At 58.7% G+C, this 21,590-nt stretch carries 17 protein-coding genes; 7 read left to right on the plus strand and 10 right to left on the minus strand.

Translation table 11 applies throughout. The annotated features are described in order from the left end of the window. Window positions 1-70: 70 nt before the first annotated feature. The 4 genes from ACR0FB_RS11690 to ACR0FB_RS11705 form a co-directional block, all read right to left on the minus strand. Complete coding sequence (locus ACR0FB_RS11690; RefSeq protein WP_171636768.1) at window positions 71-724, minus strand: 50S ribosomal protein L25/general stress protein Ctc; 654 nt, start codon at window positions 722-724, stop codon at window positions 71-73. Between the two features lie 250 nt (window positions 725-974). Then, complete coding sequence (locus ACR0FB_RS11695) at window positions 975-2,141, minus strand: alpha-hydroxy acid oxidase (protein ID WP_480620743.1); 1,167 nt, start codon at window positions 2,139-2,141, stop codon at window positions 975-977. 145 nt (window positions 2,142-2,286) lie between these two features. Continuing rightward, complete coding sequence (trpA, locus tag ACR0FB_RS11700) at window positions 2,287-3,078, minus strand: tryptophan synthase subunit alpha (RefSeq protein WP_480620744.1); 792 nt, start codon at window positions 3,076-3,078, stop codon at window positions 2,287-2,289. Between the two features lie 78 nt (window positions 3,079-3,156). Beyond that, a complete protein-coding gene (locus ACR0FB_RS11705; protein ID WP_171636774.1) occupies window positions 3,157-3,645 on the minus strand; it encodes an acyloxyacyl hydrolase in 489 nt (162 codons plus the stop codon). Between the two features lie 198 nt (window positions 3,646-3,843). On the opposite strand from ACR0FB_RS11705, the gene ychF reads away from it, so the two are divergent. Next, entirely contained in the window at window positions 3,844-4,941 is a 1,098-nt protein-coding gene (ychF, locus tag ACR0FB_RS11710; protein WP_480620746.1) for a redox-regulated ATPase YchF, read from the plus strand. A 78-nt stretch (window positions 4,942-5,019) separates the two neighbouring features. Here ychF and ACR0FB_RS11715 read toward each other — a convergent pair whose 3' ends face one another. Beyond that, entirely contained in the window at window positions 5,020-5,412 is a 393-nt protein-coding gene (locus ACR0FB_RS11715; RefSeq protein WP_171636778.1) for a GFA family protein, read from the minus strand. 215 nt (window positions 5,413-5,627) lie between these two features. Between ACR0FB_RS11715 and ACR0FB_RS11720 the strand changes: the two genes are divergently transcribed. The 3 genes from ACR0FB_RS11720 (at window position 5,628) to fdhF (ending at window position 11,095) form a co-directional block, all read left to right on the plus strand. Continuing rightward, window positions 5,628-6,509, plus strand: coding sequence for a LysR family transcriptional regulator (locus ACR0FB_RS11720; RefSeq protein WP_171636780.1), 882 nt, complete (start codon window positions 5,628-5,630; stop codon window positions 6,507-6,509). Window positions 6,510-6,594: 85 nt separating this feature from the next. Continuing rightward, window positions 6,595-8,298: an NAD(P)H-dependent oxidoreductase subunit E gene (locus tag ACR0FB_RS11725; protein ID WP_480620748.1), complete on the plus strand. Its 1,704-nt coding sequence runs from the start codon at window positions 6,595-6,597 to the stop codon at window positions 8,296-8,298. Window positions 8,299-8,311: 13 nt separating this feature from the next. Next, entirely contained in the window at window positions 8,312-11,095 is a 2,784-nt protein-coding gene (fdhF, locus tag ACR0FB_RS11730; RefSeq protein WP_480620750.1) for a formate dehydrogenase subunit alpha, read from the plus strand. Window positions 11,096-11,364: 269 nt separating this feature from the next. Here fdhF and ACR0FB_RS11735 read toward each other — a convergent pair whose 3' ends face one another. The 4 genes from ACR0FB_RS11735 to ACR0FB_RS11750 form a co-directional block, all read right to left on the minus strand. Further along, on the minus strand, window positions 11,365-15,453 hold the full coding sequence (locus ACR0FB_RS11735) for a translocation/assembly module TamB domain-containing protein (RefSeq protein ID WP_480491431.1): 4,089 nt from the start codon (window positions 15,451-15,453) through the stop codon (window positions 11,365-11,367). Continuing rightward, window positions 15,450-17,255, minus strand: coding sequence for an autotransporter assembly complex protein TamA (locus tag ACR0FB_RS11740; protein WP_171636786.1), 1,806 nt, complete (start codon window positions 17,253-17,255; stop codon window positions 15,450-15,452). Before ACR0FB_RS11740 ends, ACR0FB_RS11735 begins: the two co-directional genes overlap by 4 nt. Window positions 17,256-17,407: 152 nt before the next feature. Beyond that, entirely contained in the window at window positions 17,408-18,394 is a 987-nt protein-coding gene (locus tag ACR0FB_RS11745) for a type I glyceraldehyde-3-phosphate dehydrogenase (RefSeq protein WP_209834909.1), read from the minus strand. 54 nt (window positions 18,395-18,448) lie between these two features. After that, a complete protein-coding gene (locus tag ACR0FB_RS11750; RefSeq protein WP_480620752.1) occupies window positions 18,449-18,772 on the minus strand; it encodes a hypothetical protein in 324 nt (107 codons plus the stop codon). 325 nt (window positions 18,773-19,097) lie between these two features. Between ACR0FB_RS11750 and ACR0FB_RS11755 the strand changes: the two genes are divergently transcribed. Continuing rightward, window positions 19,098-19,454 carry a hypothetical protein gene (locus ACR0FB_RS11755; protein ID WP_480620753.1) on the plus strand — a complete coding sequence of 119 codons (357 nt, stop codon included), beginning with the start codon at window positions 19,098-19,100 and terminating at the stop codon, window positions 19,452-19,454. 15 nt (window positions 19,455-19,469) lie between these two features. Here ACR0FB_RS11755 and ACR0FB_RS11760 read toward each other — a convergent pair whose 3' ends face one another. Further along, entirely contained in the window at window positions 19,470-20,405 is a 936-nt protein-coding gene (locus ACR0FB_RS11760) for a 2-hydroxyacid dehydrogenase (protein ID WP_209834913.1), read from the minus strand. A 130-nt stretch (window positions 20,406-20,535) separates the two neighbouring features. Here ACR0FB_RS11760 and ACR0FB_RS11765 point away from each other — a divergent pair, with 130 nt between their 5' ends. Together ACR0FB_RS11765 and ACR0FB_RS11770 are read left to right on the plus strand one after the other, a co-directional pair. Beyond that, window positions 20,536-20,763: a hypothetical protein gene (locus ACR0FB_RS11765; protein ID WP_171636793.1), complete on the plus strand. Its 228-nt coding sequence runs from the start codon at window positions 20,536-20,538 to the stop codon at window positions 20,761-20,763. A 7-nt stretch (window positions 20,764-20,770) separates the two neighbouring features. Further along, on the plus strand, window positions 20,771-21,577 hold the full coding sequence (locus ACR0FB_RS11770; protein WP_480620756.1) for a thioesterase family protein: 807 nt from the start codon (window positions 20,771-20,773) through the stop codon (window positions 21,575-21,577). Window positions 21,578-21,590: the final 13 nt, after the last annotated feature.

Here is a 21,590-nt window from a genome sequence, read left to right on the forward strand (position 1 = left end):
GCGCGTCATGACCACAAAAAAACGGGGCTCGTCAGAACCCCGTTTCAAAAATCAGACGTTTGATCCGAATTTATTCTTCTTCTTTGCCGACGACTTCGACTTCATCGACTGCAACTTCTGCTTCTTCACCTTCTTCGTCGTCACTTGTCGACAGACCGGTCGGTGCCGAGACGTTTGCGATCACGAAGTCGCGGTCGATGGTCGGCTTGGTGCCTTCGGGCAGTTCAACCGACGAAATGGTGACGACGTCGTTGATGTTCATTCCGGCCACATCAACGGTGATCTTCTCAGGAATGTCACCTGCGGTGCACAACAGCTCGACTTCCGGGCGGACAACGGTCAGCACGCCGCCCTTCTTGATGCCGGGGGCTTCATCTTCGTTGATGAACTCAACCGGAATGTACAGTGCGATCTTGGTGGTCCGGCGCAGGCGCATCAGGTCCAGGTGGGTCGGCAGGTCTTTGACGACATCACGCTGAACGTCGCGGCAGATGACGCGAACGTCTTCATGGCCTTCGACTTTCAGGTTCCACAGGGTCGACTTGAAGCGACCGGCCTTCAGGCGCTTGAACAGTTCGTTGAACGGAATCTGAATCGGCAGCGGATCTTTGTCGCCGCCAAACACTACGCCCGGAACCATGCCTTCGCGGCGCGTTTTGCGAGCGGCGCCCTTGCCTGTCCCCGTCCGTTCCAGAGCTACGAGATCAGGAATCTCTCCAGCCATGATAATTCTCCAATGTTAGGGCGGGTATCCTCCAAGGCTGTATACCCGCGTGAAGCCGCGTCCTTATCTCGATTCATCCGGTTTGGAAAGGGGGGAAATCACAGCTTGTCGTTCTCTATGGCCCAACCGCGCGCTTCGGAGTGTTCTTCGTCAAATGAGTGAAGGGTCCGCTGCTTCATCTGGCCACAAATATCCCGGGGGAGACGCCCGGAACGGGCGGCGGGGGCAGAGCCCCAAATCTCCCGCAGTCTCAGGCTTGCCAGCGACCACCAAAATCTTCTGGTACCAGAAGATTGTGCGCCCCCAGCGCGCTAACGGTTTTTTCACCGCACAGCGCCATTGTTGTATCAAGTTCCTTCTGAATCACTTCCAGCGCGGTGGTGACGCCTTTCTGGCCCATGGCGCCCAGCCCATAAACAAATGCGCGGCCGATATACGTCCCCCTGGCCCCCAGTGCCAATGCCTTAAGCACGTCCTGACCCGAGCGGATACCACTGTCCAGATGCACTTCGACATCGTTGCCGACAGCGTCCATGATCTCGGGCAATACCCGGATCGAGCTGAGCGCACCATCCAGCTGACGCCCACCATGGTTCGACACGACAATGGCATCCGCTCCCAGCTTGGCAGCCATTTTGGCATCTTCCGCGTCGAGTATCCCTTTCAGGATCACTTTTCCGCCCCACTTTTCCATCAGTTTTTCGACTTTGCTCCAGTCGAGGGTGGGGTCGAACTGTTCAGCGGTCCAGGCCCCCAGTGAAGACGCGTCCGAGATACCTTGCACATGTCCCACTATATTGCCGAACTCGCGCCGTTTGGCACCCAGCATTTCAATGCCCCAGGCCCATTTGGTCATCAGGTTCGCTATGGTCTTTGCGGTCAGCTTGGGTGGTGCGGACAGGCCGTTCTTCAGGTCTTTGTGCCGTTGGCCCAGAATCTGCAGATCCAACGTAATCACCAGCGCCGAACACTTGGCGTCCTTGGCCCGCTGGATCAGACGGCTGACATAGTCATCGTCCTTCATCGTGTAGAGCTGAAACCAGAACGGCTTGTCGGTGTGCTCGGCCACGTCTTCGATCGAGTTGATCGACATTGTGGAAAGGGTAAAGGGCACACCAAAATCCTCGGCGGCTTTGGCGGCCTTCATCTCTCCGTCCGCATGCTGCATCCCCGTCAACCCGACCGGGGCCAACGCGACCGGCATTGACACCTTCTGGCCGATCATTTCCGAGGCCGTCGAACGCCCGGACATATCAACGGCAACCCGCTGACGCAGGCGGATCTTTTTAAAATCGGAACTGTTTTCGCGGAAAGTCTGTTCCGTCCAGCTGCCGCTTTCAGCGTAATCGTAGAACATCCGCGGCACGCGACGCTCGTATATGCGCCTGAGGTTTTCGATATTGGTTATCACAGGCATGACTCAGACCTCCGAACTTACTGGTTCGTTTTCCTTACCAATGCATGTCAACGCCTGCAATGATCTGGCCCGGCGTCGGGCAGTCAAAAAAGCCTGCCCCAGAACAGTCTGCGGCAGGCTTTTTAGTCTTGTGTTATCTGCGGGATCAGGCGCTATGAGCGCCATCCGACAGGGACTTTACAAAATCCAGCACTTCATTGACCGGTTTGCCTGCACCGATCTGGCTGACGATCGCCGATCCGACTACGGCACCATCTGCCACGGACGCGATATTGCGGGATTTCTCGGGCGTATTGATGCCAAAGCCCACGATCACCGGCAGCTCGGTTGCGGCCTGGATACGGGCAACCTCGGGGGCCACATCCGTTGCCTGCGCCTCGGCCGCGCCGGTGATGCCAGTGATTGAGACGTAATACACGAAGCCCGAGGTGTTTTGCAAAACGCGCGGCAGGCGCTGGTCATCCGTGGTAGGTGTTGCAAGACGAATGAAGTTCAGGCCGGCCGCCTGCGCAGGCAGGCAAAGCTCTTCGTCTTCCTCGGGCGGCAGATCGACAACGATCAGCCCGTCAATACCGGCATCTTTGGCATCGGCCAGAAAAGCCTCTACACCCCGGCTGTAAATCGGGTTGTAGTACCCCATCAGGACAATTGGCGTTGTGTCATCTGTTTCCCTGAACGCGCGCGCCAGATCCAATGTGCGCTGCAACGTCATCCCGCCGTCCAACGCGCGTTGACCCGCTGCCTGAATTGTGGGGCCATCCGCCATCGGATCAGTGAAGGGCAAACCAAGTTCGATGATGTCCACACCCGCGCCGGGCAGGCCTTTGACCACGTCGAGCGAGGTGTCATAGTCCGGGTCCCCTGCCATCACATAGGCAACAAAAGCCTTCTTTCCTTCGGCTTTCAGGGCGGTAAACTTAGCGTCGATACGGGTCATCGGATGTCCTTGCAATCGGGTTTGGACCCGTGTGCAGAAACTTTGACCGAAAATCAATCCCGCCAACGCAGGAATAGCTCAGAAGCCCAGATGGTACCGCAGCAGAACCGCGTTTACACCAGGGTTCTCATCGTTGGTGCTGGCGTTCGACTTGTGCGTGATCGCAACTGACATTCTGTTGCCGTTGTTCAGGTTATATCCAAGACCCAAAAGGCTGCGGATCTGAAAGTCTCCGCCCAGGTCGTTCTGGTCGTTGCTGGCATTGAAGTATCCCGGCATGACACTGCCTTCGACGAACCAGCGCTCACCCAGAGAATACAGCCCGACCAGCCCAACACCGATATGCGTATCCCCGTCTTCGTTCACAGAAAACGCAGCACCCCAGCCAGCACTGAACCGAGTTGCCTGGTGAAAAGGAGTGTGATGGTACTCGAGAGCGATCAGTGCCTGATCTTCGGACGTCGCCTCGGAAAAATCTGAATACCCGGCACCAAGAACAACCGTCTGAGCATGGGCTGTAGCAAATGTAGAGACCGTCAGTACGGCTGCAAGAAGTAGTTTTTCCATTATATTCTGCCATTTAATTTGATCGCGCTATGTTAATTGTTCATCCTACCCTTCGGTTTTCAGGGCCGACAAGAACACGATTTGAGAACAATTTCGTGATGTGGCCGAAGGGACTCAAACAAAGTGGCCCGGCAATCACTTGCGCATTGATGCGGACCTGCATAGAAGCTGCGTTCGTATTCTATGCAGGAGGCCGTTATGGGCTTTAAGATGGGAATCGTGGGTCTGCCGAACGTGGGCAAGTCGACCCTGTTCAATGCGTTGACCAAAACCGCTGCCGCGCAAGCCGCGAATTTCCCGTTCTGCACGATTGAGCCCAATGTCGGCGATGTGGCCGTGCCGGATGAGCGGCTCGACAAGTTGGCCGCAATCGCATCGTCAAAACAGATCATCCCGACGCGCATGACATTCGTTGATATCGCCGGACTGGTGAAGGGGGCCTCGAAAGGCGAGGGGCTCGGGAACCAGTTTCTGGCAAATATTCGCGAGGTCGATGCCATCGCCCATGTCTTGCGCTGTTTCGAAGATGGCGACGTGACCCATGTAGAAGGCCGCATCGACCCCGTGGCCGATGCTGACACCATCGAGACTGAGCTGATGCTCGCCGATCTGGAAAGCATCGAAAAGCGCCGCGCCAATCTGGTGCGCAAGCTGAAAGGCAATGACAAAGAGGCCCAACAGCAGGACCGCCTGCTTGCCGAAGCGCAAAAGATGCTGGAAGGCGGCAAACCTGCACGGTTGGTCGAGGTTTCGGACGAGGACTCCAAGGCCTGGAAGATGTTGCAACTGCTGACCACCAAGCCGGTTCTTTATGTTTGCAACGTGTCCGAGGAAGAAGCCGCTGAAGGCAACGAATACTCGGCGAAAGTTGCCGAGATGGCTGCCGCCCAGGGCAACTCTCACGTCATTATCAGCGCCAAGATCGAAGAAGAGATCAGCCTGCTTGAAGCGGACGAGGCACAGATGTTCCTTGAGGAAATGGGTCTGGAAGAGCCCGGTCTCGACCGTCTGATCCGTGCCGGTTACGACCTGCTGAAACTGGAAACCTATTTTACGGTCGGCCCGAAAGAAGCTCGCGCCTGGACCATCCGCACCGGCACCGCTGCACCGCAGGCGGCTGGTGTCATTCATGGTGATTTCGAAAAGGGATTCATCCGCGCCGAGACCATCGCCTATGAAGACTTTGTCGCCTGCAACGGCGAGCAAGGGGCAAAAGAGGCAGGCAAGATGCGGGCAGAGGGGAAAAGCTATGTCGTCAAGGATGGCGACGTGATGCACTTTTTGTTCAACACCTGAAATTGCGCCACAATCCGCAATCGTATTGGCGTATCGAGGCCCGCCAACTCAAATCGGGAAATGAACTGTCCTGTGCTTTTAAGTCTGTCCGACGACTGAGGTTGCATCCCAAGATTGCGCAGACTCTTGATAGATTGATTTTTCCGGGTTGTATTTTCGCGGATCATCTAGCGATGATGCGTGAACATAGATACGATCATCCATAAGACTGCTGCGCCTTGTAAGTTGCGCTCCACAGTTCGGGCAGAAGCCGCTGAACGTTGGGTTGCCCGACCCGCCCAGCATTTCGTACGTTTTGCAAGCACTACTTATTTCAAAAGAGTCACGGACCAAAGGCATCATCTCTGAATGCCCGGAACCTGTGAGGTGCTGGCAGTCGCGACAGTGACAGCGAAACATTGGTACATCAAGTCGGGTGCCTGCATAGCGAACCAGGCCACATTTGCACCCACCTGTTATTCGTTCCGTCATCCTGAAACCTCCGCCTCTGGAAACTAAGGTAATTTCCGGGTTTTGTCAGCTTTGTTTCGCTTGGTTGAAGACGTCATACGATTCACTGTTCCTGCATGGTAAATGCCTTGAGTTCGGGAATCACAAGTCGCAGCCCGCGCAATTTAAGCGCTCTTTTCTCTGCCGTCGAATATCCGATACTCTGACGAACGACCCGCCAACAGGAATGCCCTGAGATGATCGAAATTCGCGACCTGCAATTGCTCAGTGCCTTGGCACGGCATCGGCATTTTGCCAAGGCGGCAGAGGAATGCGGGATATCTCAACCCGCGTTCTCGATGCGTATCCGTAACCTCGAAGACCGATTGGGCGTCTCTATCGTCCGCCGCGCCAACCGGTTTCAGGGTCTGACCGAAGAGGGCGAGATGATCGTCCAGCGGGCGCGTCGTATTCTCGATGACACCAAAGCACTGGAACAGCAGGTGCTGGCCACCAAGGGCGAGATCACCGGTACGCTGATCCTTGGCGTGATTCCGACGGCCATCGCCTTTACCGGGCGCCTCACCAAACGCTTTCGGCAAGCGCATCCGCGCATCGTTACGCGCATCGAAACCATGTCTGCCACCGCCATTCAACACCGGCTGGACGAAGGAAGCCTGGACGCCGGGATAACATATGGCGACAGCATCGGGACCGATCTGCGACAGGTGCAACCTTTGTACGAGGAAACCTATGTTCTGCTGGTTCCGTCACACATGACGGACGAAAACGGCCCCTTGCCTTGGGCGCGCGTGGCTGAATTTCCGCTGAGCCTGCTCGAGCCGCAGATGCAAAACCGGCGTATTCTGGATCGTATCTTTGCCGAACAGGGGCTGCACCCGGACGTGGTTGCCGAAACCAGTGGATTTACCGCGTCGATGGTGATGGCACGCGAGGGGCTGGCTGCCACGGTTGTGCCACGTGTCCTTATTCGGGCATTGGGCGAGTTGCAGGGGACAAAGGTGCTGCCGCTGGTCGATCCGATTGTCAGCAAACCGATCTGTCTGGCCACCCTGAGCCGAGATCCTGAACTGCCAACGGTGCAGGCACTGCGCGCTGTGGTGACGTCTTTACGGTGATAAGATGTCGTTATCGTGCGATTGCAAAAAGCGATTTGACGATATGCTAGCCTGATGAGACACGGGGCCTGAATCGGAGGGCATTATGGCACCATTAGACACCAAGCCATCAGGCGCACCCAAGGGCGTCTGGAAGTCAGGTAAAGGCAAGGGGCGGCACACGCCCAAAGGCCGACAGTTTACGGATGAAGCACAGGCCGAAATTGCGCGCCTGCTGGGCGATCGCCCACGCCGCCGCGACCTGTTGATCGAGTATTTGCATCTGATTCAGGACACGCACGGCCATATCAGCGCCGACCATATTGCCGCGCTGGCCGTCGAGATGCGGATCGGGCAGGCCGAGATTTACGAGACCGCGACCTTCTATGCCCATTTCGACGTGGTGAAAGAAGGTGAAACACCGCCCCCCGCGCTGACCATTCGTGTCTGTGATTCCCTGTCCTGCGAAATGGCTGGTGCGCAGCAGTTGAAAAAAGCGTTGGAGGATGGGCTGGACCCGTTCGAAGTGCGCGTTCTGCGCGCGCCCTGCATGGGACGCTGCGACACGGCACCGGTGCTCGAGATTGGTCACAACCATATCGACCACGCGACCCCTGAAAAGGTGCAGGCCGCTATTGCTGCCGATGACACCCATGCTCATCTACCCGATTACGAAACCTTCGCGCCCTACGAGGCCAATGGCGGCTATACCAAGCTGAAAGAGCTGCGCGAGGGCGGTGACTGGGAAGCGGTTCAGGAACAGGTTCTGGCCTCGGGCCTGCGCGGTTTGGGCGGCGCCGGTTTTCCGTCGGGCAAGAAATGGGGCTTTGTCCGCATGAATGACGGCTCGCGCTATCTGGCCGTGAACGGGGACGAGGGCGAACCCGGCACCTTCAAGGATCGCTACTATCTGGAACGCACGCCGCATGTTTTCCTCGAAGGTATGCTGATCGCCGCCTGGGCGGTTCAGGCAGAGACCTGCTTCATCTACATGCGCGACGAATACCCAGCTGTGCTGGAGATTCTGCGGCGCGAGATTGCCGCGCTGGAAGATGCCGGAATCGTCGAGCCGGGCTATATTGACCTACGTCGCGGCGCGGGCGCTTACATCTGCGGCGAAGAATCCGCAATGATCGAATCGATCGAGGGCAAAAAGGGCCTGCCGCGTCATCGCCCGCCCTTCGTGGCGCAGGTCGGCGTCTTTGGACGACCGACGCTGGTGCACAACGTGGAAACGCTCTTCTGGGTGTCCAAAATCTGCCGGGAAGGTCCGGAGATCCTCAATTCAGTTGAAAAGAATGGCCGTAAGGGGCTGCGCAGCTATTCGGTCTCGGGCCGGGTAGCGAAACCCGGCGTCTACCTGCTGCCGGCAGGGTCGACCATTCTTGACGTGATTGATGCCGCCGGGGGCATGGCCGAAGGTCATGTGTTCAAGGCGTATCAACCGGGCGGGCCGTCGTCAGGTCTTCTCCCCTCCAGCATCGACGACGTCCCGCTCGACTTTGACACCCTGCAGCCGCTGGGCACCTTCATCGGATCCGCTGCGGTTGTGGTTCTGTCCGATCAGGACACGGCCCGCGATGCGGCGCTGAACATGCTGCGGTTCTTCGAGGACGAAAGCTGTGGCCAGTGCACGCCCTGCCGGGCGGGCTGCGAAAAAGCGGTCAAGCTGATGCAGGCCGAGAAGTGGGATACCGACCTGCTGGAAGATCTGTGCCAGGTGATGGGCGACGCCTCGATCTGCGGGCTGGGGCAGGCGGCCCCGAACCCGATCCGCCTGGTCATGAAACACTTCGCTGAAGAAATCTGAGGGAGACAGAGCCATGCTTGATGCAAGCCCAAACAAGACCGTCACCTTCAACCTGAACGGCGATGACGTCACCGTGCCCGAAGGCACCACCATCTGGGAAGCGGCCAACGGCCGTGGACTGGTGATCCCGCATCTGTGTCACAAACCGGCGCCGGGCTACAAACCCGATGGCAACTGCCGCGCCTGCATGGTCGAGGTGGAAGGCGAGCGTACGCTGGTCGCCTCGTGCATCCGTCCGGCGGCTGACGGGATGGTGGTGAAAACCGACACCGACCGCGCCGAGAAATCGCGCGCCATGGTCATGGAACTGTTGGTGGCCGACCAGCCCGAGCAGCCGCATGACAAATCGAGCCATTTCTGGGATATGGCCAAGCTGAATGATGTCAGCGACAGCCGCTTTCCGGCGAAAGAGCCCGAGAAGATCCCGTTGCTGGATGACAGCCATGTGGCGATGCGGGTCAATCTGGATGCCTGCATCAACTGCAACCTCTGCGTCCGCGCCTGCCGCGACGTTCAGGTGAATGACGTGATCGGCATGGCCGGGCGCGGGCATACCGCGCAGGTGGTGTTCGACCAGAACGACCCGATGGGCGAGTCGACCTGCGTGGCCTGCGGCGAATGCGTTCAGGCCTGCCCGACCGGCGCGCTGATGCCCGCCACCGTCCTGGACGACCAGCAGCATGGCGACAGCAAGGATTACGATTCCGAAACCGAAAGCGTCTGCCCCTTCTGCGGGGTGGGTTGCAAGGTCAGCCTCAAGGTCAAGGACGGCAAGGTCAAATATGTCGAGGGCATCAACGGCCCCGCCAACGAAGGCCGTCTGTGCGTCAAGGGCCGGTTCGGGTTCGACTATATCCACCACCCGCACCGCCTGACCAAACCGCTGATCCGGCGCGAGGATGCACCGGCAAAAGGTCTGAACGTTGATCCCGGCAACCTGTCGACCCATTTCCGCGAAGCGACCTGGGAAGAGGCGATGGATCTGGCGGCCACCAGACTGATCGCCCTGCGCGACCAAGACCCGCGCAGCGTTGCGGGCTTTGGATCGGCCAAATGCACCAACGAGGAAGCCTATCTGTTCCAGAAGTTCATCCGTCAGGGTTTCAAACACAACAATGTCGACCACTGCACCCGTCTGTGCCATGCGTCGTCCGTTGCCGCTCTGATCGAGAACGTGGGCTCGGGCGCGGTGACGGCGACCTTCAACGAGATCGAGAATGCCGATGTGGCCATCATCATCGGGTCGAACCCGATTGAAAACCACCCTGTCGCGGCCACCTATTTCAAGCAGTTCGCCAAGCGCGGCGGCAAGCTGATCGTGATGGACCCGCGCGGCGTCGGCATGCGCAAATTCGCGGACGAAATGCTGCAGTTCCGGCCCGGTGCCGATGTCTCGATGCTGAACGCGATCATGAACGTGATCGTCGAAGAAGAGCTTTATGACAGCCAGTACATCCACCGCTGGACCGAGAACTGGGAGGCCGAGAAAGAGCACCTGCGCCAGTTCACGCCCGAGGCGATGGCACCGATCTGCGGCATCGATCCGGATCAGCTGCGTCGCGTTGCGCGCACCTTTGCCAATGCCAAGGCGGGTCTGATCTTTTGGGGCATGGGCGTCAGCCAGCATATCCACGGCACCGACAATTCGCGCTGCCTGATCTCGCTGGCCCTGATGACCGGGAATGTCGGCAAACCCGGCGCGGGTCTGCACCCTCTGCGGGGCCAGAACAACGTGCAGGGCGCATCAGACGCCGGGCTGATCCCGATGTTCCTGCCGGACTACAAGACGGTGACGGATGACGGCATTCGCGCGCAGTTCACCGAGGTCTGGAAATCGGACGATTTCTCAAACGAGAAGGGTTTGACCGTCACCGAGATCATTGACCAAGCCTATGCAGGCAACATCAAGGGCATGTATATTCAGGGTGAAAACCCGGCCATGTCCGATCCGGATGTTGGCCACGCACGTGAGGCCCTGGCCAAGCTGGACCTGATGATCGTGCAGGACATCTTCCTGACCGAAACCGCGAACTATGCCGACATCATCCTGCCGGCCTCGGCGCTGTATGAAAAGAACGGCACGGTTTCGAACACCAACCGTCAGGTGCAACGTGTCCGTCCGGCCGTGGCGCCTCCGGGTGAGGCGCGCGAGGATTGGAAGATCACGGTCGAACTGGCGCAGCGTATCGGGCTGAACTGGGATTACACAGATGTGTCCGAGGTCTTTGCCGAGATGAAACTGACCATGCAGTCGCTTGACAATATCACGTGGGAACGGCTGGAAAACGAGACGATCACCTATCCGTCGCTCAGCGAAACCGATCCCGGCCAGCCTATTGTGTTCGGCGATGGCTTCCCCCGCGCGGGGGGCAAAGCAAGGTTCACTCCGGCCAATGTCATCCCGCCTGATGAAGCGCCCGATGATGAATACCCGATGATTGCCACCACCGGCCGTCAGCTGGAACATTGGCATACCGGTTCAATGACCCGCCGGGCAAAGGTTCTTGACGCGGTCGAGCCAGAAGCCAACTGCTCGATGAACCCGCGCACGCTGAAGCTGATGGGGATTGAACCGGGCGAAATGATCCGCCTGACCACGCGTCGCGGTTCGATTGAAATCATGGTGCGCGCCGACCGGGCCATTGCCGAAGACATGGTGTTCATCCCGTTTGCCTATGTCGAAGCGGCGGCGAACATCCTGACGAACTCGGCCATCGACCCCTACGGCAAGATCCCCGAGTTCAAGTTCTCGGCCATTCGTGTCGAAAAGATCGAGGATGCGATGGCAGCGGAGTAAGATCGCGGCCAGACTGAACAAGGGCGGCCTCTGGAAGGGGCCGCTTTTTTCTTTGCCGCGCCGTCGTTCAAACGATTGCCTCATCTGACTTGCCCCGGCAATTCGTCGCGTTTTCATTTGGTCGCGGCACCACGCAAATTTCCGCACTGGCGATGGCATCGCGACCACCAACGAAATCGGAACCAGGCGTCCATAAGGCAATGTGAACACCCGTCACCTGCTGGTGCGAAACAAACGGATGGCTCAACGCGGCTTTTATTGGCAGCTGGTCAATAGTCACGCTCGAAGAACAGACCCAGGCCGGTTTCCCCTCGGCCATCGACCGTACCGCGCACCGTGAAATTGTCCGTGACATCGAGGTTTAGGTTCACTTCGGTGTCACCTTCGGTGTTCACGGTGAAATCCGTATAGAGGTTTTCACCCAGGTACGCGCCCGCGCCTAAACGGCCCGCGCCGCTTTCCGAAGCTCCTATGTCGACCGTGTCGACTCCGGTGGAGTCGCGGAGACCTTTGGTTGCATCACCACCCGCACCGCTAAGCTGCGCCAGTGATGCTGCCATTTGCGCGATCAGGAAAGGCGAGATTTCTGAAAACCGGTTCCCGAACAGCAACATTGCCAGCGCTTCTTCAGCCGGACGTTCAGGGTCGGAAAACACATTGACCTCAGGTGAATCCAGCGGGCCGGCAATTTCGATCGTCGCGGTGCCGTCAGACGTGCTGGCTGAAGACTCGAACTCGATATACGGGGTCAGGTCGCCCTGCAACGTGACGATCCCCTTGGTCAGTGCCAATCTGCGGCCCAGAATGTCGAAATTCCCTCGGATCAGTTCGATCTGACCGGACGGAACAACAGAGGCGGTAGTGCCGCCGATGAAAATTCGACCCCCCAGTTCTGCGTTCACCCCGCGTCCTCTGACGAAAACCGCCTTGGGTGCAAGCAGGCTGATATCCAGCGCAATACGGGATGCGCTTTTCTCCGATCCTTCGGTCACGACCAATCCGGCCCGCTCTCGCGTGATGAAACCGGCGCGACTTTCGTTGATGTGCTGGATGTCCGGGATAGGTGCCGCGCCTACCGCGCCGGACGCGGCGGCAAGGTTGATGTTGGTTTCGTCAAACGTGATCTGACCGGCAAGCGAACTGTTTCCGGCCAACGCCCCGGTCATGGCAATCTGACCGTTCAGGGTGGTTTCATACAGCAACCGGTCTGTCAGCACCAGGTTGTTCAGGGTGGTGGTAATCTGGGCGTTGAACGGAGGGGTCAGGTCAACAGGCCCGTTGACGGTAAAGTTGCCTCCCGCCCGAACTCCGCCATTCAGTGTAATGTTTGCGCGACTTTGCGCCAGATCCACCTGACCACTGATCCCGGTAATGGTCTGACCAGCACCCGGAATGGCAAGGGATGTGCCCGAAGTGGTGACTGAACCGCTCAGCGACGCCAGCGCCGGAGCACCCTTGAGTGCCAGATCGAAGCGCGCCGACCCGTCGATCTTGTTGGGTGTGATGAAGACATTCGCGATCCCAAGGTTGATGCCGCCCTGTGCCTTCAGATCCGCCTGACCGCTGGTTTCATCAAAGGTGCCAGCCAACGTGGTGTCTATGTCGGCAGGCCCTTGCGCCTTGGCGTCAATCGTCCAGACACCGTTATCGCGTTTGGCCGTTCCCTTTGCTGCCACAGTGCCAGGAAATTCGGGAACGAACCGCTCGATCCGGTTCAGTTTGGCGTCAAAATCCACATCAGCCGAGCCATTCTGGCCGACCGTTCCTTGAAGGCTGGCGTAAGAGCTGTCAGGCCCGTCCAGGCGGGCAGTGCCTTCCAACCCAGAGCCGGTCGGAGCGACGTTCCCGCTCAGGTTCAGCGGGCCGGACAAGGTTTGCGACAGACGGGCAAGGTCATCCAGTTTGGCGGAAAAGTCCAAACCGCCGGCGTCTCGGTTCAGCTTGCCCGATGCATTCGCCGAAAGGGCCGTTCCAATCAGTTGGAACGTACGGATATCCAGGCCTTCATCGTCGTTCATCGCGTCCACGGTCAGGTTCGTTCGCCCCTGGATCAGGTCGTCAACAGCGTCGATCCCGGTTTTTATGTCGTCCGCCGCCAGATTGCCTTTTACGTCGAACGCTTTGCTGCCGACTGCGCCCTTGCCGACAATATCCGCACGGATTGCCCCTGCCAGATCGCGTTTTGCAAGGCTTGAAAACGGTGACAGGTCCGGGATGTTCAGATTGACCTGCCCGTCAATGGCAAGGGCTTTCCTTGGGTCGTCTATGGTGGCAGAGGCCTTGACGGTCAGCGCTGAACCGTTCACCGATGCGTCGCGGATCACAATCTGTTCCTGGCTCAGCGCACCGTCGAACGTGATCTCGTTTCGACCGACCAACAGCGGGTCGATCTCGGCCAGACCGGTTTTGATATCCCGGCCCGATACGCTGGCCGTGCCGTCAAACTCCAGCGTCTGAACAGTTCCTTTTCCGTTCAGTTTCGCTTGCACTGCTCCCCCAAGCTCGCGTTTGGCAAGGCCCGAAAACACGGACAGGTCCCGGGAATTGACCGTCGCCTGACCATCGATCGTCACGTTGCCATCAGGGGTCGTTACGGTGCCGTCGGCCTGGGCGCGCAAGGTATCACCGATCAGGGTGAAATCTTGGATGGTTATGCCATCTGCGCCACGCTTGGCGTCGAGCGTTATTGCTGTGTTGCCCTTGATCACCGGATCGATGTCATCACGCCCGGTCGAGAGGTCGGTTCCTTCGACCTCCAGTTTGCCGTCGAAACTGCCTTCCAGTGGTGAGCCTTTACCGTTTAGACGGGCCGAGACCTGGCCTCCCAGCTCCAGTTGGGCCAGTTCCGAAAACCGGGACAAATCCGTGGCTTCCAAAGTGGCGGTGCCGTCGATGGCCAAACCGGTGGACAGGCCGCTGACCAATGCGTCGACACCCAATTCGTAATCCGAACCAACCAGTTCGAGACCGGTCAGGTTCAGGGATTGGTCACTGCCATAGTCAAAGGTGCCATCCAGAGTGATGAGGTCGCCTATTGCTGCATTCAGGGCCTCGTCCGCCAGATCAATTCCGTCCAACGCGGCCTGCAGATTGCCATTGATTTTTAGCGCTGCGCCCTGTTCCAAGGTCCCGTGAGCAGTAATTTGCGCGCGCTCCAAATTAACTTGCTCGGCCTGCACGGCGTTCGCAGTCAGGCTCAGGTCCCAATGATTGCCGTTTTTTTCGTCGTACAGCGCCGAAATCTGTGCCGCTCCAACGGACGTGTCACCGCCCGAGGCTGGAAGAGTTACCCTTTCACCCTCCGGTGGCGTTATGCGTCCTTGCAGGGCCGCGAGTTGCAATCGCCCACCTGCCGCCAACTGTAACTGGCCTTTCAGGTTCAGTGCTTGTGACGAGATCTCAAGTTCGTCAATTTCCAGCGCACCTTCAGGTTGGGTTCGCCCATCCACATAGAGCTGTGTTTTGGCACCGAAAAACGTATCCATTTCTTCGGCGACAAAAGGTGTCAAATCACCGCCGAGATCGGCAGTAAACGCAATGCCCTCTTCCGCGCTAGCCGCGGCAGTCGGGGCCGAGCGTAACCGAACCTGCCCTGTCACCCGAGGCTGACCATCGCTGCTGAGACCGATATCGGCCGTAAAATCGGTCACGGGTCCGGACCCTTTCGCTGTCAGCGCGATAGGCGGGGTATCCGGCATTTCAAGAGCGGTCGAGATCAGGCCGCCCGCTGCCTCTGTCACCTGAAGATCAAGATTGATCTGGCTGTTTGAATTCTGAAAGCCCGCGGCCAACTTGATCTCATCGCCCGCTCGGTCCAGCCGCGTGATATCAAGGTTGGTGTCCAGCGTTCCGTCGGCCAGTGACAGGTTGCCACTAACCGCCAGTTCTGCGGCCACTCCGATCAGGGGCTGGCCCAAAGCCAGCTCGTCGATGCGAATTTCACCGATTTCAATGGCTACGGGCAGTTCAGGCAGTTGGAAGCCTTTTGTTTCTGCGGTTGGCGGCGGCGTGTCTTTGGTGGTGGTGCCCGGCGCACGGGCAACGTCGATTTCTTGTGCAGTCAAGGCATTGACCGAGAACCGCCCACGGATCAAAGCCAGCCGGTTCCAGTCAAGTTCGGCGTCCTTTATAGTCAGCCAGACCCCTTCGTCATCGGCAACCGTGATCTCGGCAATCGTGGCACGTGAACTCAGTGCACCTTGCAGGCCCTTGACGGTGACGTTCTGATCGTCGCCCGACAGGGTATCCTGCAGGAACCGCTCAATCATGCTGCCGCCTTCGTCCTCCTGCGGATGTCCGGCCACAGGCACGATTGCCAGCGCGGCGATCAGCAGAGGATATGAAAGGTGCCGTCTCAAAATGCCTGTCCGATCCCGATATAGAACTGTAGCCCGTCCCCGGTGGGACCGCTGACAGGATAGGCCAGATCAAGACGCAAGGGGCCAAACCCGCCCAGATCGTATCTTACGCCGATACCGGCGCCCGAGTGGTCTTCCGCGCCGCTGCCGACAAACGAAGATGTATCGACGACACCGTAGTCGTAAAACCCGACAAGCGACAGGCTGTCGGTCACCTTGCCTCGGATCTCGCCGGACAAGCCAATAAATGACTTGCCGCCCGCGACGCCGCTTCCGACCGGAATGCCGAGGCTTTCATACGGCTGCCCGCGAACGGTTCCCGCACCGCCCGAGAAGAACAGAAAGTCGGGCGTGACGCCATTTGCGGGAGGACCGATTACCGATCCCAGTTGCGCCCGCCCCGCCAGTACAACCCGTCCTCCGGTACCAAGGCTGGTGTAGGCACGACCGTCGAAAAACAGACGAATTCCCGTGTCGCTGCCGGAAAAGCCGACAAAGGGCATGATCTGGGAATCCAGATAGAAACCGCGCGTTGCACTGACTTTGCTGTCACGCTCATCCCATTCGGATCGGAACGGAACGATGAAATACCTGAACTTGCGCCCGCTGCCATATGCGTCATCCGCGTCCGACCACTGGAACCCGGCCGATGCCTCGGCGTAAAGATTGTCCGAGAACGTCCGGCGCGCACCATAGGCCAGCGAAGCCACCGTCACATTGTAGTTTTCCGTGTTGCGGCGTTCCAGCAGGGCGCTCCAGAAGGTGTTGTCATCAGGTCCAAGCCGGTCAGGTTGATCCAGACGCAGTCCGATCCGGCCATCAATATCCTCTGCACCGCCAATATTTCGAACCGCCGCTTCGAAGCGCAGACGTTCTGCGCGCCTGAACATATTGCGATGGGTCCACGTCGCCGTCACATCCACACCATCGCGAGAGGCCAGTTCGACACCAAAGGTCAACCGACGTTTGGGCAGGTCTTCGAACGTGGCGTCGAAATCCAGTGTGCCATCGGGGTTTGGAGTCTCTCGTTCCTGCAACGAGACCACGTTGAACGTGCCGGTCCGGCGCAACCGTGTTCCCACCTTCTGGATTTTCTCAGGGGAATAGACCTCTCCACTTGGGAACCCGGCGATCTTTTCGATGGATCTGTGGCGTACATCTGAATTGCCCTTGATGAACATCTTGCCAAATGTCAGCCTGCGCCCGGGATCAAGGTCGATCTGGGCATCCAGACGAGCTTGGGCGTGGCGCGCGATGATTGTCTGACCCGCAATTCCGGCTTTTGCGTGACCCGCGTCCCTCCATCCCTGAACACCGGCCGAGGAGGCCTGTTGAATGGCACCGGTCGTCGCCAGTTTCCCGGGGGCAAAATCCTCGGGGAGTTTGGTTTCAGGGGCCAGGGGCTGAACAGTGGCGGTGCCGAATTTGAAGCTTGGCCCGGTTTCAACGGCAATCGCAGCACGGTTTATTTGTGCAGGCACCGTGAGAGAGCTCAGCTCGGCCGCTTCCTGTCCATCAAGCTTGATGCTGACGACCGGGCTGAAATAGCCCTCGTCGTAAAGGATTTGCACGATCGTACGGTAATCCGACAAGGCCGCCGAGAGGATTTCAAGCGGGGTGTCGAGGCCGCGTTCTTCAGCCGTGGTTACTGAGGATGTCTGCTTGAGACGTTCAACCAGTTCTTTCGATGCACCAGGGGCGGTGAGAGACGTTTCCAGCGCCGCCAGCGTGGTTGGGGCCAAAGTCACAACTGTGGCCATCAGCCAGCGCCCCAGGCGGCATTGCCGCTTGCTCCTTTGCATGAATTGCCCCAACTGTCCCAATTCCAGTTCTCTTGTCCGTGTCGTGCACGGTCCTTTGAATTCAGGTTAGAGCATCTGAAAGCGGATGGGGAAAGGAATTATACATGAGACGAGAATTTTTTCGGCCAAATTGTGTTGAGGTTGCCGCCCGGCTATTCGGCTGCCATCAGGCGGGCCACGTCCAGCATTCGCGCCGAGAAGCCCCATTCGTTGTCGTACCAGCCAAAGACCCTGACCTGATTTTCACCCACCATACGGGTCTCGGGCCCGGCAACAACCAGCGATTCAGGGCGGGACCGCAAGTCGGACGAGACCAGCGGCAAATCAGTCCAGCCAAGCACCGGGGATGCAGCAACGGATTGTTTCAGGGCTTGATCGAAGGTTTCGGCGCTCATGCCGCGCTGCAATGTGACCACGAGGTCCACGGCTGACACACTTGCCGTCGGAACGCGGACAGCCGCGCCCGAGATACGCCCGGCCAGATGCGGAAGGACGACATCGATCAGGTGCATCGCGCTCGATGTGGTCGGAACCATCGACAGCGCCCCCGCCCGGGAACGGGCAAGGTCGCCGCGCGGCGCATCCACCATCGGTTGGCTGTTGGTATAGCAGTGGATGGTGGTCATGTGCCCCGACACGATACCGCCGATATCGTCGATGACCTTGACCAGTGGCACCAGCCCATTTGTGGTGCAGGATGCGTTTGACACAATCCGGGCGCTGCCCAACTGGTCTTCGTTCGCACCAAGAACGACGGTGACATCAGCAGCAGGGGAGGGGCCTGAGATCAGCACTTTGCCTGCGCCCGCAGACAAACCGCGACGCGCAACGTCCGAACTGCGGGCGATACCCGTACAATCCAGCATGACGTCAACGCCCGACAGATCAACGCGGGTCAGATCAGCGCTGTGTGTCATGGGAATTGAGTGACCATCCACGATCAGCGCGGCGTTCCCTGTGGACACATCGCCGGAATAGGGGCCAAACGTGCTGTCGTATTTGAACAGGTATGCACAGGTGTCCAGCGGCGCGATGTCATTGATCAGCACCAGCTCTATATCTGACCCTGCCGGCAGGGCCAGAACCTGCCGCAGGATCGTACGGCCAATACGGCCGAATCCGTTTATTGCGAGTTTCATGCGCAAGCTATGGCAGGCCGGTCCGGCGACCTCAATGCCTGATCTGACGCTGTGTCAGTTGCAGCTGACCTGCGAGAAAAACTGGCCCGAGATGTTCTGATACATGCTGGCCACGATCGGCTTGCACCCGGTTGCCTGCTGAATCGCGGCAATGGCCTGAACGGTGCGCAGGCGCGGTGGCGGACCGAATGGGTTGAGGTTGTTGTTGTCACGCGTGGCGCGATAGACAACCGGCGCATCGGAAACCTGTGTCACCGCCCAGGTGCGGCTCATGACGAACACGGATTTGGTTTCTTCGTTGGCCGAGATGGGGGATGCAAAAAGGGCCGCGGATGAAGCGAGTGCTGCGACGGCCAGCAGGGCAGGGCGTAGTTTCATGGAACAATCTCCAGTGCTCAAAATCAGAATTTACTTGGATTTCAGCAAATTCCGGCCCGCCTGTGAAGCCCCAAGGTCAGAAATTTGCGACGCCACCCCGTCGGGCAGGTGTTACCGACGATCTGTGGGCAATGGCAAATGCCGGTTGCAGCACCTGTGCCGCCAATGCCTGACCCACCCCGGATCGCCTGTGTTGCGGGCTTGCGAACAGGGGGCACGCAGACAGATTTTTTGGTATGCTTCGAAGGTACGTGTCGGGGGCTTGGCCCTGCCGGGTTAGGGGTATAACCTTGACCACAAATGATTTCAGCTCTGCGAGGCCGCCATGAATGCCCCAAGTTTTACCGCCATCGCCGCATGCGGCATTCTATTGATGAACACCGTGGTCGAGGCCAAGCCGCTGTCCCGAATCATAGCCGAGATGGGGTTGTCTCCGGCAGATTTCGAAGTGGTCAACGCAGCCTCGAACGCGCTTTTGACCAGCGGTACGCCTTCCGTGGGCCAGGAACGGTCATGGAAGAATGACGACACGGGTTCCAAAGGGACAATCCGGGTGCGATCGGTACAGGGAAACTGCGTTGGTCTTCAGCATGTGATTCAGCCGGACGGCGGTGATCAGAGCAGGGAAATCCGAACCCGCCGGTGCAACGACGGCAAGGGCAATTGGATCCTTACGCCCTGATCATCAGCTCAGATTTCAGTAACCCTGATCACGATTGACTTCATGCAGCAAGGCCGCGCCGGAGCTGAGGCGCCGGAAGTTTTCAGCCACATCCGACAAGGCGTCGCCCAGATGCCAGCCTGAAACATGTGGTGTGATCGTCACACCGGGGTGGCGCCATAGCGGGCTGTCTTGTGGCAAAGGTTCCTGCGAGGTGACGTCCAAAACGGCATGCCCCGGAACCCCTGCGTCCAGTGCCGCGATGAGGGCGTCCTCATCAATCAGATTTCCGCGCCCGGCGTTCAGCAGCTGACTGCCGGGTTTCATCGCCGCCAGCATCCGGGCATCAAACAGGCCAGCGGTCTGAGGGGTCGAGGGCAGAATTGCGCAAACGTGGTCACATTGGCCAAGAAGCGCGGGCAACGCGTCCTGCCCATGCATGCAAGTTACGCCTTCAATGGCTTTGGGCGTACGGCTCCAGCCCATCACCTGAAAACCCACGGCGTGCAGCATCCGCGCGGTGCGGGCGCCGATGTGGCCAAGACCCAGAACACCGACCACGGTGTCCGGGGTAAAAACCGGTGCTCGCGGGGACCACTCGGCGCGGGTTTGAGCCGCTTCGTGAAACGCCATGTGTCGCTGAGCGCGCAGGATATAGGCCAGAAACCACTCGGCAATGCCCTGTGCCGGTGCGTCAGGCTTCAGGCGGGTGATGCGAACGTGACCGGGCAGACCGGGATGGCTGACAATGGTCTCGACCCCTGCGCCCAGCTTTTGTACCAGTTTCAGGTTCGGCAATCGCGTCGGGTGGTCACGTTGCATGTCAACCACGGCCAGCATGGTTATGTCATCAGGATTGCCCAACGTTTCGGCGGTGCGGATATCCGCATCCGGTAACACGGCCTGTAAACTGCGGGCAATTTCGTCATCACTTATCCAGTTGGACAGCCCGGTTTCGATCAACAACGCCATGTGCGGCTCCTGCATGTGTTTGATGTGGTGACGTCCCGTCACTGCGGTGGACAGGGCCCGGGCAGTTAAGCCATCCTTGAGGCAAAAGTATAGCCCGGACCCGGTGCTTCAGAGGGACATTTCCGAAAACATGACAATCAGCCTGGCCGTGCAAATTCATGATCATCTGCAAGACGTTGCTGATATGACTGGGGTCGAGGTCACTCGGATGGATGACGCATGTGTCCCTGGCGGTAATGGCGAAACTGATCGCAAGGCCGGCGTGTCCTACATTTTCGCCGCCAAAGTCGGAATGGGGAAAGTGTTTGAACGCCTGGGTTCAGACAAACGGAAACGATTTGCGCAAGAACAAACCTGAGGATCACATGGCGGAAGCGCTCGACTTTACCAACACGACTTATTTTCATCAGCGCGAGGACGGGGCGTTTGTTGGTAACGATGCCGCGCGCGGGCCTTGGTCTGCCGCACATTGCCACGCGGGGCCGGTCAGCGGCTTGATCGTACGGGCCGCAGAAACCGAAATCGGCCCCGAGAAGATGCTGACCCGACTGACTGTCGATTTGCTGAGGCCGCTCCCGCTGGCCGGGCTTCGCGTTGCGGCAGAAACCACGCGCCACACAAAGACGCTTGGGACCACGCGGGTCACGGTGCACGATCTCGACGATACGTTGTGCGCCACGGCCACAACCATGCACCTGTTGCGGCGCGATCTAGGGCAGGTGCCGAATGTCGAGATAGATGCGCCGAGGATAGAGGACGTTGTCGAGGGCCCTTTTCCGATAGGTGAAATTCGCCACGACCTGCCAGGCTTTGCCCATTACAGCGATATTCGCTATCCCGCAGGGGGAAAACAGGGTGCCGGGCCCAAAACGATTTGGATGCGTACTCCGCAGCTTTTGCAGGGCGAGGATCAATCGCCCATACAGGCCCTGTGCCCGTTGGCGGATTGTGGAAACGGTATCTCATGGAATGCGCCGACCACTGAAATGGGGTTCATGAATACGGACCTGACCGTGCATATCCACCGTGAACCGGTTTCGGATTGGCTGGCCTCAAAATCGATTTCGCATTGGCAGCCTTCCGGCATCGGCATGTCTCAGTCCGTCCTCTTTGATACGCGAGGTCCGGTGGGCACAGCGCTGCAAACACTGGTTCTGTTCCCGCCGACCTGATGGTGGGCCGGAT

The organism is Ruegeria sp. P10, from assembly GCF_056534925.1.

Excerpts from the sequence above, each read along its gene's own strand:
- ACR0FB_RS11770 (WP_480620756.1), top strand. The coding sequence starts at position 20,771 with ATGGCGGAAGCGCTCGACTTTACCAACACGACTTATTTTCATCAGCGC.
- ACR0FB_RS11760 (WP_209834913.1), bottom strand. The coding sequence starts at position 20,405 with ATGGCGTTGTTGATCGAAACCGGGCTGTCCAACTGGATAAGTGATGAC.
- ACR0FB_RS11745 (WP_209834909.1), bottom strand. The coding sequence starts at position 18,394 with ATGAAACTCGCAATAAACGGATTCGGCCGTATTGGCCGTACGATCCTG.
- ACR0FB_RS11725 (WP_480620748.1), top strand. The coding sequence starts at position 6,595 with ATGGCACCATTAGACACCAAGCCATCAGGCGCACCCAAGGGCGTCTGG.
- ACR0FB_RS11695 (WP_480620743.1), bottom strand. The coding sequence starts at position 2,141 with ATGCCTGTGATAACCAATATCGAAAACCTCAGGCGCATATACGAGCGT.
- ACR0FB_RS11715 (WP_171636778.1), bottom strand. The coding sequence starts at position 5,412 with ATGACGGAACGAATAACAGGTGGGTGCAAATGTGGCCTGGTTCGCTAT.
- ACR0FB_RS11740 (WP_171636786.1), bottom strand. The coding sequence starts at position 17,255 with ATGCAAAGGAGCAAGCGGCAATGCCGCCTGGGGCGCTGGCTGATGGCC.
- ACR0FB_RS11720 (WP_171636780.1), top strand. The coding sequence starts at position 5,628 with ATGATCGAAATTCGCGACCTGCAATTGCTCAGTGCCTTGGCACGGCAT.
- ACR0FB_RS11755 (WP_480620753.1), top strand. The coding sequence starts at position 19,098 with ATGAATGCCCCAAGTTTTACCGCCATCGCCGCATGCGGCATTCTATTG.
- ACR0FB_RS11765 (WP_171636793.1), top strand. The coding sequence starts at position 20,536 with ATGACAATCAGCCTGGCCGTGCAAATTCATGATCATCTGCAAGACGTT.
- fdhF (WP_480620750.1), top strand. The coding sequence starts at position 8,312 with ATGCTTGATGCAAGCCCAAACAAGACCGTCACCTTCAACCTGAACGGC.
- trpA (WP_480620744.1), bottom strand. The coding sequence starts at position 3,078 with ATGACCCGTATCGACGCTAAGTTTACCGCCCTGAAAGCCGAAGGAAAG.
- ACR0FB_RS11750 (WP_480620752.1), bottom strand. The coding sequence starts at position 18,772 with ATGAAACTACGCCCTGCCCTGCTGGCCGTCGCAGCACTCGCTTCATCC.
- ACR0FB_RS11705 (WP_171636774.1), bottom strand. The coding sequence starts at position 3,645 with ATGGAAAAACTACTTCTTGCAGCCGTACTGACGGTCTCTACATTTGCT.
- ychF (WP_480620746.1), top strand. The coding sequence starts at position 3,844 with ATGGGCTTTAAGATGGGAATCGTGGGTCTGCCGAACGTGGGCAAGTCG.
- ACR0FB_RS11690 (WP_171636768.1), bottom strand. The coding sequence starts at position 724 with ATGGCTGGAGAGATTCCTGATCTCGTAGCTCTGGAACGGACGGGGACA.